We start from the raw sequence: 13,715 nt of genomic DNA on the forward strand, positions 1-13,715 counted from the left end.
GGTATATTAAATGGCGAGAACACAATTATCAGGAAGACAAAAAGCAGCCATTCTTTTAATCTCTTTAGGAACTGAAACATCTGCGGAGGTTTTTAAACATCTAAAAGAAGAAGAAATTGAACAGTTAACATTAGAAATAGCAAATGTAAGAAAAGTGAACAATGTAGAAAAAGAAAATATCATGAATGAATTTCATCAAATATGTGTGGCTCAAGATTATATTTCTCAAGGTGGAATTGGTTATGCTAAGGATATTTTGGAGAAAGCATTAGGCCATCAAAAAGCAGTAGATATTTTACATCGTTTAACTTCAACCTTGCAGGTAAGACCTTTTGACTTTGCACGTAAAGCAGAACCTGCACAAATACTTAATTTTATACATAATGAGAATTCGCAGACCATTGCTTTAGTATTATCCCATCTTGATTATGAAAAAGCATCAGTCATCTTATCTTCACTACCGCAGGAAAAGCAAGCGGACATAGCTAGAAGAATCGCAACGATGCAGAGTACTACACCAGAAGTGATTAGACAGGTTGAAAGAATACTGGAACAAAAATTATCTGCAACCGTCAGTGAAGATTACACTTCATCAGGAGGAATTGATGTTATTGTTCAGATTTTAAATGGTGTAGATCGTGCAACTGAGCGGACAATATTGGAATCCATGGAAATTCAAGATCCAAATCTTTCTGAAGAAATCAAGAAACGCATGTTTGTGTTTGAAGATATTGTTAATCTTGACAATCGATCCATTCAACGGATTATCCGAGATTTAGATAACCATGATTTACAGCTTTCTTTGAAAGTTTCAAGTGAGGAAGTCAGAGATGTTATTTTCAAAAATATGTCGAGTCGAATGGTTGAAACTTATAAGGAAGAAATGGAATTTATGGGACCGGTTCGATTGCGTGATGTAGAAGAAGCACAAACTCGCATTGTATCAGTTATTCGTAGATTAGAAGAAACAGGAGATATCATTATTTCTAGAGGCATTGGGGATGATATCATTGTCTAATCTTATTAAATCTACGAACTATATTTCTTTAGATCATAAAAAGAAAATAGACTCAACAAATATATACCAAAATGAAAGTCACCATGTGAAAGAAAAAGAAGAAACTGAACAAAATTTAAAACATGAAGAATTAGAAAATGTTGCTGAAAGAGATCGAATTTTGAAAGAAGCAAAAGAGAAAGCAGATCAACAAATTAAAAAGGCCGAGGAAGAAGCAGCTGCTTTAAAAGTTGAGGCAAAGAAAGAAATACAATCATGGTGGTCTAAGAAAAGAGATCAGGATGAACAAATGCTTCTAGAGATAAAAAATAAAGCTACAGAACAAGGACTGCAAGAAGGAACAAAACTAGCAGAAGAACAAGTATTACAAAAATACAATGATTTAATAAACAAAGCAAATCTCATAGTAGAAACAGCTTATAAACATAAAGAAGAGATTATTCAAGAGTCAGAACCCTTTTTAATCGAGTTGAGCTGCGCAATTGCAGAAAAAATGATGCATAGAGAATTACATGATTCCAATGAAACTCTGATTCATATCATTAGCAAAGTTTTAGCAAGAAGAAATGAAGGCGGAATTATTAAATGTTGTGTAGCACCAGAGCAATATCAATTTGTAATAGATGCCAAGGAAGAATTGATCTTGTCATTAGACCCACAGGCTGAATTACAGATCGTACCTGATTCGAGTTTAAGCGGATTTGATTGTGTTGTTCACTCTTCTTTTGGAAGTATAGATGCTACAATCGATACTCAATTAACGGAAATTAAAGATAAATTACTTGAAATAGCGAGAAAACGTGATGAACATGAATAAAATACAACTCAATACAGAGAAGTACATAGAACATCTGAATCACATCGAATCTCTTCGTTTTAATGGTAAGGTTACACAGGTGATTGGTTTAACTGTTGAATCTGAAGGCCCTGAGGCTAAGATAGGAGACGTTTGTTACATATACCCTGATCGCTCAAAAAAACCAATTTTAGCAGAAGTGGTAGGTTTTCGGGATCATAAAGTAATATTAATGCCAATCGGTGACTTAAATGCTATAGGACCTGGTTGTGATGTGGTTAGTTTAGGCAAACCATTAAATGTAAAAGTTGGTCATGAGTTGCTGGGGAAAGTATTAAATGGTCTAGGAGAACCTTTAGATGGATCAACTTTACCTTCAAATTTAACTTTATACAATACAAATAACTTACCGAGCAATCCTTTAAACAGACCGAGAATAACCGAACCAATTAGTGTTGGAATTCGAAGCATAGATGGATTGCTTACTGTAGGTAAGGGGCAAAGAGTAGGTATATTTGCGGGATCTGGTGTTGGAAAAAGTACAATACTGGGAATGATTGCGAGAAATACATCCGCAGATATTAATGTAATAGCTTTAATCGGAGAACGTGGTAGAGAAGTAATGGATTTTATTGAAAGAGATCTTGGTCCAGAAGGATTGGCAAGATCAGTTGTCATCGTGGCTACTTCAGATCAACCAGCATTAGTTCGTATGAAAGGTGCTCTAATTGCTACTACAATTGCTGAATATTTTCGAGATCGTGGACTAGATGTTATGTTAATGATGGACTCAGTTACTCGCTACGCTATGGCTTTAAGAGAGGTGGGACTAGCTGTCGGAGAACCTCCTACTACTAGGGGATATACGCCATCAGTATTTGCAAATCTCCCTAAGTTACTTGAAAGAGCAGGTACAAACACAAAAGGTTCTATTACTGCATTCTATACAGTGCTAGTTGACGGTGATGACATGAATGAACCTGTTGCAGATACTGTTCGTGGGATCTTGGATGGACATATTGTTTTAGATCGGAATTTAGCTAATAAGGGGCATTATCCTGCAATCAATGTATTGTCTAGTGTGAGTCGTGTCATGAAGGAAATTGTACCTAAAGAGCAGCAGCAAGCTGCAGAACAGTTAAAGCGTCTTTTGTCTGTGTACTCTGAATCTGAGGATTTGATTAATATTGGAGCATACCAGAAAGGTACAAATCCAGAGATTGATCAGTCATTAAGTTATATACAGGAGATTTTGAAATATTTACAGCAGTCAACAGATGAAAGAATAACATTTGAAGATGCTCAGCAATCATTATTAAATCATTTCAGCAGGAGTTGATTAAGTTGGTATATAAATATCCAATGCAAAAAATAGTGGATTATAAAAACAGCATAAAAACACAAGCTGAATGGAAGTTAACTGAAGCTTTAAGTCAACTGAACACTGAAAATGAGAAAATGTCAAAATTACAACTTGAAAAAAATAGTCGATATCAACAGTTTCATGCCACGATCAAGGAGAAAACACAAGTCTCAGAATTGCAAAATATGTCAAGTTACATATTGTACTTGAATGATCATATAGAAAAACAGCACGAAGATTTAAAAACGGCACATGTAGCTGTAACTAGCAGCAAGGATCATTTGAAGAAAAAAATGATAGATGAAAAAGTTTGGGTCAATGCAAAAGAAAAATCGTATACGGAATTTAAAGAGAAAACATATAAAAAAGAAACAATCGAACTTGATGAAATAGGAATGAGAGTCCAAAGGTAATTAAAATAGAAGATAGAAACAGCACATAGAATAGGAGGGGTATTGGTGGATGATGTAAAAATAGAAGGATCAATGAGCGCTTTTTCAAAAATATTTTATTTTTTTTTGATACCTGTTATTTTTATAACCATACTTATTTTTGTATTGCTTTCAATTTATAATTTCAGTGTGCTGAACACAGTTTTAAAAGTTGCGAATAAGGTTCCATACTTAGAGACAATCTTACCTGATCCAAAAGGAGTAACCATAGCAGAACCAGAGCTTTCAGATGAAGAAAAATATGAAATGTTAATTGTATCTTTGGAATCGGATATAGAAGAATTACAGTCTGAATTAAAGTTTGAAACGGAGAATAGTACTGCAAAAGATACAGTAATAAATGAACTGCAAGAAGAGATCCTTTTATTAAAGGAGCAACTGACTGACAAAATTTCAGAAGATGAATACGCATCAACAATAAAAGAAACATCTAATATTTATGCTAATATGTCCCCTAGCAAAGCTGCTTTGATACTAGAAAACTTAACGATGAGTGAAACTGTATTAATGTTGAATGAAATGAGTACCGATAATCAGGTGAAAATATTAGAAAAAATGGAACCAGAAATGGCTGCGGAAGCTTCTATTTTATTGAAAGATATTATTTCTGTTGAAGATCGACAAATTGCAGCATTACAAGCACGTATAAAAGAACTGGAAAATAAATCATTAGAAACGAACACCACAACTTTATCAAGCGAAGAAATAAGCTTGACGGTATCCAGTATGAATCCTGAAAATGCCGCTTCAATTATATTAATCATGAAAGAACAAAATCAAAATCAGGTAGTAGATATATTGCGGGAGATAGATACGGGTTCACGTTCTTCCATTATTCAAGCAGTAGCAGATATTTCTGAAGCTGAAGCTGCTGAATTGATGTCTCTGTTATCAATAGTAAATTAACAGCCAGTATTGAAAGGAGGTGACAATATAATGCAGATGATGCAAATGCCTTTAATTCATAATTTAAGTAATGGCTCCAATCCATCAATGAGCAGTAACTCTTCGAATGTAAATGCGAATTCATCGAGTTTTGATTTTTTATCAACTTTAAAAGCAATACAAGTTGTCAGTGTTGAAAATGAAAATATACTGAGCGATGAATCTGCTACTATGGATGAGTTATTGCAGGCTCTATTAAGTGAAGTGTTGGCACTGGATCAAAATAAATTAACTGAGTTAATTAATAAAGCAGGTTTGGGTGAAGACTTGAAACTTACAGGTGAGTGGTTAGAAGATCAAGATTTGAAACAATCCCTTCTCTTCATTCATTCTCTTTTCGCACAATTAACTGAACAAGTTCAGGAAAATGCTCAGAGTGATATATTTGTAGATAATGCTATAGAAACACCCTTTGATCTTATAAAATTAATCCAAAAACAAGTAAAGTCTCAGAATGAAGCAATGATATTAAATCATGCTGATAATCAAGCAAGTGTCAAGTTTAATTTAACTGAAGTTATTCATATTTCTCCCGAAACAGTAGAGTTAATTAACAAATGGATAAATGGCGCAGATAAAAAAACAGTGATTCCATTTTTTCAATCATTTAATTTACATTCAAAAACAACAGCTTTACATGCAGATCAAATGATGCAGTTGTCAGATCAAGAATTAACCAATATTTTGGAGAAAACTTTAAAAACCTTTCATACAAAAACAGCAGATGATTTAAAAGTTTCACTTCAAAATGAACAAGTAATATCAACTCAAACTCAATTTATTCCTAACAATCAAACTGCTTATCAATCTAATGCAGCATCAGATCAAGGGTTGGTTCAGTTTACTGGAAATCAGGTTTCTTATAGTACATTAACTAGCAACGTTACGAATCAGATCACAAATTCGGAGTTAACAAATCAATCTATACATGCTCAGAAATTTACTCAAGATATGAGTCAATTTGTTTTCAAAACGATTCGTTTTTCTCAGTTTAATGGAATAGCTGAAGCAAGGATCTCACTAGTACCAGAACAATTAGGTCATGTTGATGTACATTTAAAACTTGAAAATGGTCAGTTGATCACTCAATTTATGACAGATAAATTGATTGGAAAAGAAATGATAGAAAGCCAATTGCCTCAACTTAGACAGGCACTACAAAATCTCGGCATCCAAGTTGATAAAGTTGAAGTTGTTCATAATGATTCTTCTCCTGAATTTTTCCAAGGTGGACAGAACCAACAGTTTTCACAACAATTTAAACAACAGGATCACAACTCGGATAAGTATGAAACCTTTTTAGAGGATGTTCAAGATGATGATCTGGAGACAGATATGATCGAACAAGGTTTCATTACAACCAATGGTAGAGCTTTTGATGTGACCGCATAATTTCAATGTATAAGGAGGTATTGTATGTCTGGTTATATACCTGGAGTCACAAATGTATGGCCTAATTATTCAACTGAAAATCAAAATATATCTACGTCTGAGGAACAAAACGATTTGGGTAAAGACGAGTTTCTAAAGCTCCTCGTAGAACAATTGAAACATCAAGACCCTTTAGAACCTTTAAATGACCAAGAGTTTATTGCACAAATGGCAACATTTAGCTCATTGGAGCAAATGATGAATATTTCAGGAGAAATTCAATTATTGCGCCAGTCCATTGGAATCACTTCAGATATGGTTGGAAAAGAAATTACTTATAGTTATTTTGATACCTTAACGCTAGAAGTGATTACTAAAACTGGAGTCGTTGACGCTATTAGCATTAGAGAAGGGGCTCAATTTGCGATTGTGAATGAAGAAGAAGTTCCTATGGATTTTATTGTTGAAATTTCAAATCCTGATAATATAGCTGACTCACCTAATGAAGAAATAGGAAATGATGAAGTTAATGAGACGAATGAGGAACTTGAAGCAGAAACTGTTGATGATCAGCAAAGTGATGGTGCGCTAAATCATGGAGTGGTTGATGAATAATGGACCATAAAATGATAGGTCATTTGCAAACAAACCATTTTCCATCGACACTAACAAATAAGACACAATCAGTAACGAAACAAAAACATCATCAAACCTTTGAAAAAATACTTCAAGATGAGATGCTGAATATCAGCCATCATGCTGAACTGAGATTAAAACAAAGGGGTATACAACTACAACCAGATCAAATACATAAATTAAATCAAGCTATCGATCGGGCATCTGCAAAAGGAGCTCAAGATTCCTTGATCTTGTTAAATGATACCGCATTTATTGTTAACATTAAAAATCGTACTGTTGTTACAGCGATAGATAGCAAATCTATGAATGATCACGTCTTCACAAATATAGATAGTGCTTTATTTTTAACATGAAAATTTCTAGGCTGGTCCTAATAGGAAGCCTAAGGTTGTGGACCGATTGAAACAACCAATTTATTAATGAAACGGGAGTGAATGAAATGCTTAGATCTTTATATTCAGGTATCTCTGGAATGCAGGGTTTTCAAACAAAATTAGATGTAATAGGTAACAATATAGCAAATGTTAATACAACTGGGTTTAAAGCAGGACGAGTCATGTTTCAGGATGTATTAAATCAGCAAATTTCAGGTGGTACTGCTCCAAATGACATTAACGGCGGAAGCAATGCGAAAGAAATTGGTTTAGGCGTAACTGTTGGAGCCATTGATACCATCCATACTCCAGGTAGTGCGATGACAACAAATGTTCCGACAGATCTACGTATTGATGGGGATGGATTTTTTGCTGTTGCTCCTAATACAGATGTTGAAACAGCATATTTAACACGTGCAGGAAATTTCTCAGTTGATGCAAATGGAAACATTGTAAACTCAAATGGATTGTTTTTACTTGATTCTGAAGGAGAAGTAATTACAATCGATACCGAGGAAGTCACTTCTTTTTATATTGCTCAAGATGGGGAAATTGTTTCTGTTAATGCAGAAGGAGTGTCAGAGGGAACGGATATACGAGTAGGTATTGCTAAAGTAACAAACCCTTCAGGTTTGGAAAAATTAGGAGGGAATTTATATCGTGTAACACCAAATTCTGATACTGAAGCTGAAGAACCTCTAGATCTGATCGGAACAGCAAATGATCCCGATACCGGGACAGGTTCCATTATTTCTGGCCAGCTTGAGATGTCTAATGTTGATTTAACTTCCGAGTTTTCAGAAATGATTGTAGCTCAGCGTGGATTTCAATCTAATTCAAGAATTATCACTACTTCTGACGAAATATTACAAGAAATAGTTAACTTGAAACGATAATCCAGTAATTCCGATAAAATGTTTAGTACATGAATAAATTCGGATTACATAAAGTATAATCTGTGGGAAGATGTTGCCCACAGAATTAGCTTCATCTTATCACGTTTTACATGCTGTTATCTCCCTCTTTTTTTTCAAGAGGGAGATAACAGCATGATTTTCACCTAATAAGGTCATCTGATTTTCAATGTGAGATATTTAAACTCTCACTGAAAGTAAGATTCCCTTTATTGATTGGAGGCAAAGGATGATTACTGTAACTAGAATTAATGGAAGCAAAGTTTCTGTTAATGCATTATTAATAGAAACGATTGAAGAAATACCAGAAACAATTATTACTCTTACTAATGGGAAAAAAATTTTGGTTCTCGAAAAGGTAAAAGATGTGATAGTATTAATTAAAAACTACCTTCACGAAATCAACATGATTAATGCAGTAATTAAGTCTCAAAATGTGGAGGGATCATAGTGTCAAAGAATCTATTATTTTCACTCATTTTCATACTAGTTTTTATTACTTTAATTATTTTGTCAGCTTTTATATTTTGGGATTGGTTGAAAAGTGAACCACCTTCAAATGTAAATCCAACTGCACAAGAGATTCAAAGTTTAACTGTTTTTATGGATGATGTTACGACCAACTTAGCAGATCTTAACTATTTAATTCGTCTAAGTTTAGCATTTGAACTCGACAACGAAGCTGCAAAAGAAGAGTTTAAAGCATCAATACATATCGTAGAGTCGAATATTATTCGTGTATTAGCGGATACAAAATCAGACGAAATAAATGATAGTCAAGATTTAGATGTATTTATAAACAAGCTAAAGGATATTATCAATCCCATTTTAACAGAAGGTACTTTAAAACAAATACATATTACAGATCGAGTTGTTAGTAGGATTTAATAAGCTGACCATGCTTAAGGAGTGGTTTAATTGGTAGATATTCTATCCCAGAATGAAATAGATGCTTTATTAACTGCTCTTTCTTCTGGAGAAATGGATGCAGAGGAGTTAAAAAAAGAGGAATCTGAAAAAAAAGTAAGAGTTTATGACTTTAAAAGAGCAGTTCGATTTTCAAAGGATCATATTCGCAGTTTGTCAAGAATTCATGAAAATTTCGCAAGATATTTAACTACTTATTTTTCAGCACAATTAAGAACTTTTATGCAAATTAAGGTCGTGCAGGTTGAACAGTTGCCTTATGATGAATTTATCCGTTCTATACCGAAATCAACGATATTAAATATCTTTGAAGCAGAACCTTTAAAAGGGCGAATGGTTCTGGAAGTGCATCCTAATATTGCTTATGCAATGATTGATCGTTTATTAGGAGGAGTTGGAACCAATCCTTCCAATGTTACGACATTAACTGAAATAGAGACCATGGTGCTTGAAAGAATTTTTACTAGAGCGTTTGATAGTTTTAAAGAGGCATGGAAATCGGTGATTGATGTAACGCCAAAACTTACAGCTTTGGAGACTAACCCACAATTTATACAGATCGTTTCACCAAATGAGACTATTGCCTTGATTTCAATGAGGACAAACATTGGAGAGTTTTCTGGAATGATGAATTTGTGTATACCACATGTAGTGATTGAACCTATTATGTCGAGGTTATCTGATCATCATTGGTTTATTTCAGAGAAAAAAGCAGAAAAAAATCCAATTGAAATAGAAGCTTTAAAGAGAAGATTACATAATACAAGTTTACCCATTGTAGCTAAGTTAGGTAGCTCAAATATATCTGTCCATGAGTTTTTAAATATTGTTGAAGGTGATGTTATTAAACTTGATAAAACGATTCATGATGGACTAGTTATTTCTGTGGGGAATAAAGAAAAGTTTATTGGGCGACCTGGTGAGTACAATGGAAAATTAGCCATAAAAGTGGAAGAGATTATTAGTGAAGAGGAGGGTGAAAATGAATAATAAGAACTTGTTAACGCAAGAAGAAATAGATGCACTACTTAAAGAACCAAAGGTCCAAAGTGATTCACTGGACATTCATGAATATTTATCAACATTGGAAATAGATGCACTTGGAGAGATTGGAAATATAACATTTGGTAGTGCAGCAACAGCATTATCAACATTGATAGGTAAGAAAGTTGATATAACAACTCCTCATGTTTCCATTGCTTTGAAGGAAGAACTGAAAAAGCAGTTTGTGCATCCACATCTTGCAGTGCACGTGGAGTACATAGCAGGTTTAGAGGGTATAAATTTACTTGTTATTGCTGAAGATGATTCAAAAATTATTGCGGATCTAATGCTTGGAGGAGACGGTACGAATGTAGCAGAGAAAATTACAGACATTCACATTAGTGCTGTTCAAGAAGCTATGAATCAAATGATGGGTTCATCGGCAACTTCGATGTCATCCATCTTTAATCGTATAGTAAATATTTCACCTCCAAGCATCAATATTATTGACTCTAAAAATCAAGCAGAGCTACCTTCAGATCAGATAGTTATTAAAGTATCTTTTAGGTTGAAAATCGCTGATTTAATAGACTCAACTATTATGCAATTAGTTACAATTCCATTTGCTAAAAATCTAGTTGATAGTTTAGTAGGAGGAGATGTAGAGCAGACGACAGAGCAAGAATTACATCAATCAGAAATAATACAACCTGATTCACCAATAAATGTATCACATCATGTTGAACAACCTGAAAAGCAACAGGACGTGGGAAGAAGACAACAAGAAACAAATCAGAATTATGAAAAACCAATGAATTTAGGAAAACAAAATCCAATACAATCAAACGTCAACGTACAAAATGTTCAATATGAGACTTTCTCAAATCCAAGTGCTGTTCATTCTGATCAAGTAAACTTAAATCTATTACTTGATATTCCTTTAAATGTCACTGTAGAATTAGGAAGGACCAAGAAAAAGGTGAAAGACATTTTAGATTTGACTCAAGGTTCTATCATTGAACTGGATAAACTCGCTGGTGAGCCAGTAGATATGTTAGTAAATGACAAACATATTGCCAAAGGTGAAGTGGTAGTCATAGATGAAAACTTTGGTGTAAGAGTTACTGAAATTATCAGTCAAGTTGATCGATTAAATAAAATACAATAAATGCGGAGGGGTTTACATGGCTAACAAAATTTTAATTGTTGATGATGCGGCTTTTATGAGAATGATGATTAAAGATATTTTATCAAAAAATGGGTATGAAGTTGTAGGTGAAGCGAATGATGGTTCACAAGCAATTGAGAAATATAAAGAATTGCAACCAGATTTAGTAACAATGGATATTACAATGCCTGAGATGGATGGAATTGAAGCACTAAAAGAAATTAAAAAAATCGATCCTAATTCCAAAGTGATTATGTGTTCTGCTATGGGACAGCAAGCTATGGTTATTGATGCTATTCAAGCTGGTGCGAAAGATTTTATTGTTAAACCTTTTCAAGCAGATCGTGTGATTGAAGCTATAAAAAAAACACTTAGTTAATTTTAGATTGATTTCACATCAATAGAAAGGAAAGTTATTTTTGATTACTATCAAAAATACAACCAAAGCTTTCATGAATGACTTAAACTTAGGAATGCCCCCTCTTCAAACTAAATATGGAGAGGGATTAATGGGAGAATTCTTCTTAGTATTTTTTGTGTTATTATCCATTATTGCTTTCATCTTCATCACATTTAAATTTTTGTCCAAAAAAAGTGCATGGACATCGAATGGACTTATTAAACACTTAGGTGGTGTCAGATTTAGTCAGCAAAAATCGATTCAAGTGATTGAGTTCGGTGGAGAAATTTATTTGATTGGAGTAGGAGAAGAAGTGCAGTTAATTGACAAAATTGATGAAAAAGAGAAGGTAGAGCATATTCTTGGTACAATGAACTCTAAATCAACATCCATCAATATGGTGAACATTAAGGATATTTTTAGTCGATTGAAAAAGAACAAAGGTCAGGAGCCACATCATGATCATCAAACAAATACGAATTTTCATGATGTTTTTTATGAAAAAATGAATACGGTGAAAAAAAGAAACCAAGAAATAAGTACGATGTTCAAAAATGATAATAATAAAGATCGGGAGAAGAATGATGATTAATTCACTCACTTTGCCAGTCATTCCCGAAATTCCTGGATTAGAACCTTCAAATACAGTGACAATATTATTATTGATAACTGTTTTAAGTATAGCACCTGCAATTCTTCTACTAATGACCAGCTTTACTCGTATCGTCATAGTGTTGGGATTTGTAAGAACGAGTTTGGCAACACAACAAATGCCGCCAAATCAAGTATTGATAGGAATTGCATTGTTTATTACTTTATTTGTCATGGCCCCCACAATGGGAGATATAAATGAAAATGCATTACAACCGTTGTTAAACGGAGAGATCAATCAAACAGAAGCATTTGTAAATGCATCAAATGAAATGAAAGAATTTATGGTACCACATACAAGGGAACAGGATTTACTATTGTTTTTAGAATATGCAAATGTTGAAAAACCTACGGATATATACGATATACCTTTAACCGCTTTAATACCTGCATTTGCAATTAGTGAACTAAAAACAGCATTTGAAATGGGATTTATGATATTTATTCCATTTTTGATTATTGATATGGTGGTTTCAAGTGTTCTCATGTCGATGGGGATGATGATGTTGCCTCCTGTTATGATCTCTTTGCCTTTTAAAATTTTATTGTTTATTTTAGTAGATGGTTGGCACCTCGTTGTGAAATCTTTATTGCTTAGCTTTTCTACATAATGCAAGAGGGAGATATTTATGACTTCAAATTTCATAATTGAGTTGGCAGCTGAAGCTGTTTGGATCGTATTAAAAGTAAGTGCCCCCATGATATTACTGGCGCTGGCTGTCGGTTTAATCGTGAGCATATTACAGGCTACAACACAAATTCAAGAACAAACCTTAGCTTTTGTACCGAAAATTGTAGCTGTTTTTATAGCACTTTTGATTTTTGGAGAATGGATATTAACGATTCTAGTAGATTTTACTTCAAATATATTTAATAACTTACATTTATTTATTGGGTAGGTACACTTTATGTACATAGACATAGCTCTGCAATATTTCCCTAATGTTCTGCTTATTTTTTGTCGAATAACATCATTTTTTGTAGTTTCACCCATTTTTTCGTTTAAAGGATTGTCTACACAGTATAAAATTGGGCTAGCAGTATTTGTTACATTGTTAACTCTTATGTCCATTGGTTTGGATGAGGCAATACCAGTTGACGGTAATTACATATTATTTATTTTAAGAGAAATATTAGTGGGACTGATTATAGGTTTTACAGCCTATCTTTTTTTTACAGTTGTACAGATCGCTGGGGCATTTGTTGATCTACAAATGGGTTTTGGAATGGCAAATATGATGGACCCAATCACTGGTGTACAGAGCCCAATTCTAGGCAACTTTAAATATATGCTGGCTATCACTTTATTTTTAATCATGAATGGTCATCATTTATTATTACGGGCCATTATGGAAAGTTACGAATGGATACCTTTATCGAATGAATTGTTTTCAAATATATACAATGGCAGCATTTCAACATTCATTACATCAACATTTACAAATGTATTTGTTTTAGCTTTTCAGATGACTGCACCTTTAATCGCCGTGTTGTTTCTGGTGGATGTTGCTCTGGGTATGTTAGCAAGAACTGCTCCACAATTTAATCTATTTGTAATTGGTATACCCATTAAAATTATGATAGGACTATTTGTTTTATTTACTATAGTTACTGGATTTGCTTATTTATATGAAGATTTATTTGATAAGATGTTTACCAGATTAGAAGAGCTTATTATGATTATAGATTAATTTTTTTAACTAGTTCAATTGC

The 13,715-nt window shown here is 33.6% G+C and carries 18 protein-coding genes; all 18 read left to right on the forward strand.

What is annotated here, in order from left to right; genetic code table 11:
* Positions 1–10: 10 nt before the first annotated feature.
* The 18 genes from fliG (at position 11) to fliR (ending at position 13,693) form a co-directional block, all read left to right on the forward strand.
* The gene (fliG, locus tag Q5Y73_RS04930) at positions 11–1,018 is read left to right on the forward strand and encodes a flagellar motor switch protein FliG (protein WP_305990708.1); all 1,008 of its coding nucleotides are present in this window, start codon (positions 11–13) and stop codon (positions 1,016–1,018) included.
* Complete coding sequence (locus Q5Y73_RS04935; RefSeq protein WP_305990709.1) at positions 1,011–1,835, forward strand: FliH/SctL family protein; 825 nt, start codon at positions 1,011–1,013, stop codon at positions 1,833–1,835. Before fliG ends, Q5Y73_RS04935 begins: the two co-directional genes overlap by 8 nt.
* Entirely contained in the window at positions 1,828–3,153 is a 1,326-nt protein-coding gene (gene fliI / locus Q5Y73_RS04940; protein ID WP_305990876.1) for a flagellar protein export ATPase FliI, read from the forward strand. Before Q5Y73_RS04935 ends, fliI begins: the two co-directional genes overlap by 8 nt.
* Before the next feature lie 5 nt (positions 3,154–3,158).
* Complete coding sequence (locus tag Q5Y73_RS04945) at positions 3,159–3,590, forward strand: flagellar export protein FliJ (RefSeq protein WP_305990710.1); 432 nt, start codon at positions 3,159–3,161, stop codon at positions 3,588–3,590.
* 45 nt (positions 3,591–3,635) lie between these two features.
* Positions 3,636–4,535, forward strand: coding sequence for a MotE family protein (locus tag Q5Y73_RS04950; RefSeq protein WP_305990711.1), 900 nt, complete (start codon positions 3,636–3,638; stop codon positions 4,533–4,535).
* 30 nt (positions 4,536–4,565) lie between these two features.
* On the forward strand, positions 4,566–5,966 hold the full coding sequence (locus Q5Y73_RS04955; RefSeq protein WP_305990712.1) for a flagellar hook-length control protein FliK: 1,401 nt from the start codon (positions 4,566–4,568) through the stop codon (positions 5,964–5,966).
* A gap of 24 nt (positions 5,967–5,990) precedes the next feature.
* Positions 5,991–6,560, forward strand: coding sequence for a flagellar hook capping FlgD N-terminal domain-containing protein (locus tag Q5Y73_RS04960; RefSeq protein ID WP_305990713.1), 570 nt, complete (start codon positions 5,991–5,993; stop codon positions 6,558–6,560).
* Positions 6,560–6,937, forward strand: coding sequence for a TIGR02530 family flagellar biosynthesis protein (locus tag Q5Y73_RS04965; RefSeq protein ID WP_305990714.1), 378 nt, complete (start codon positions 6,560–6,562; stop codon positions 6,935–6,937). Before Q5Y73_RS04960 ends, Q5Y73_RS04965 begins: the two co-directional genes overlap by 1 nt.
* An 86-nt stretch (positions 6,938–7,023) precedes the next feature.
* Positions 7,024–7,854 (forward strand): flagellar basal body rod protein FlgG, encoded by an 831-nt coding sequence (gene flgG, locus Q5Y73_RS04970; RefSeq protein WP_305990715.1) that lies wholly within the window; start codon positions 7,024–7,026, stop codon positions 7,852–7,854.
* Positions 7,855–8,101: 247 nt separating this feature from the next.
* Entirely contained in the window at positions 8,102–8,323 is a 222-nt protein-coding gene (locus Q5Y73_RS04975; RefSeq protein WP_305990716.1) for a flagellar FlbD family protein, read from the forward strand.
* A complete protein-coding gene (locus Q5Y73_RS04980) occupies positions 8,323–8,760 on the forward strand; it encodes a flagellar basal body-associated FliL family protein (protein ID WP_305990717.1) in 438 nt (145 codons plus the stop codon). Before Q5Y73_RS04975 ends, Q5Y73_RS04980 begins: the two co-directional genes overlap by 1 nt.
* Positions 8,761–8,790: 30 nt before the next feature.
* Complete coding sequence (fliM, locus tag Q5Y73_RS04985; RefSeq protein ID WP_305990718.1) at positions 8,791–9,789, forward strand: flagellar motor switch protein FliM; 999 nt, start codon at positions 8,791–8,793, stop codon at positions 9,787–9,789.
* Entirely contained in the window at positions 9,782–10,951 is a 1,170-nt protein-coding gene (fliY, locus tag Q5Y73_RS04990) for a flagellar motor switch phosphatase FliY (protein ID WP_305990719.1), read from the forward strand. The genes fliM and fliY overlap by 8 nt, the downstream gene beginning before the upstream one ends.
* A gap of 16 nt (positions 10,952–10,967) precedes the next feature.
* Positions 10,968–11,330 (forward strand): response regulator, encoded by a 363-nt coding sequence (locus Q5Y73_RS04995; RefSeq protein WP_305990720.1) that lies wholly within the window; start codon positions 10,968–10,970, stop codon positions 11,328–11,330.
* Between the two features lie 40 nt (positions 11,331–11,370).
* On the forward strand, positions 11,371–11,943 hold the full coding sequence (locus Q5Y73_RS05000; protein ID WP_305990721.1) for a flagellar biosynthetic protein FliO: 573 nt from the start codon (positions 11,371–11,373) through the stop codon (positions 11,941–11,943).
* Positions 11,936–12,613, forward strand: a complete 678-nt coding sequence (gene fliP, locus Q5Y73_RS05005) for a flagellar type III secretion system pore protein FliP (protein ID WP_305990722.1) — start codon at positions 11,936–11,938, stop codon at positions 12,611–12,613. The genes Q5Y73_RS05000 and fliP overlap by 8 nt, the downstream gene beginning before the upstream one ends.
* 18 nt (positions 12,614–12,631) lie before the next feature.
* A complete protein-coding gene (gene fliQ / locus Q5Y73_RS05010; RefSeq protein ID WP_305990723.1) occupies positions 12,632–12,901 on the forward strand; it encodes a flagellar biosynthesis protein FliQ in 270 nt (89 codons plus the stop codon).
* Positions 12,902–12,910: 9 nt separating this feature from the next.
* Positions 12,911–13,693: a flagellar biosynthetic protein FliR gene (gene fliR, locus Q5Y73_RS05015; protein WP_371320145.1), complete on the forward strand. Its 783-nt coding sequence runs from the start codon at positions 12,911–12,913 to the stop codon at positions 13,691–13,693.
* The last annotated feature ends 22 nt before the right edge of the window (positions 13,694–13,715 follow it).

It is taken from the genome of Chengkuizengella axinellae (assembly GCF_030730905.1).
Taxonomy (GTDB): Bacteria; Bacillota; Bacilli; order Paenibacillales; family KCTC-33759; genus Chengkuizengella; species Chengkuizengella axinellae.

Coding starts and splice junctions, on each gene's coding strand:
- fliR (WP_371320145.1), top strand. CDS start 12,911: ATGTACATAGACATAGCTCTGCAATATTTCCCTAATGTTCTGCTTATT.
- fliP (WP_305990722.1), top strand. CDS start 11,936: ATGATTAATTCACTCACTTTGCCAGTCATTCCCGAAATTCCTGGATTA.
- Q5Y73_RS04965 (WP_305990714.1), top strand. CDS start 6,560: ATGGACCATAAAATGATAGGTCATTTGCAAACAAACCATTTTCCATCG.
- flgG (WP_305990715.1), top strand. CDS start 7,024: ATGCTTAGATCTTTATATTCAGGTATCTCTGGAATGCAGGGTTTTCAA.
- fliI (WP_305990876.1), top strand. CDS start 1,828: ATGAATAAAATACAACTCAATACAGAGAAGTACATAGAACATCTGAAT.
- Q5Y73_RS04995 (WP_305990720.1), top strand. CDS start 10,968: ATGGCTAACAAAATTTTAATTGTTGATGATGCGGCTTTTATGAGAATG.
- Q5Y73_RS04960 (WP_305990713.1), top strand. CDS start 5,991: ATGTCTGGTTATATACCTGGAGTCACAAATGTATGGCCTAATTATTCA.
- fliY (WP_305990719.1), top strand. CDS start 9,782: ATGAATAATAAGAACTTGTTAACGCAAGAAGAAATAGATGCACTACTT.
- Q5Y73_RS04975 (WP_305990716.1), top strand. CDS start 8,102: ATGATTACTGTAACTAGAATTAATGGAAGCAAAGTTTCTGTTAATGCA.
- fliG (WP_305990708.1), top strand. CDS start 11: ATGGCGAGAACACAATTATCAGGAAGACAAAAAGCAGCCATTCTTTTA.
- Q5Y73_RS04955 (WP_305990712.1), top strand. CDS start 4,566: ATGCAGATGATGCAAATGCCTTTAATTCATAATTTAAGTAATGGCTCC.
- fliQ (WP_305990723.1), top strand. CDS start 12,632: ATGACTTCAAATTTCATAATTGAGTTGGCAGCTGAAGCTGTTTGGATC.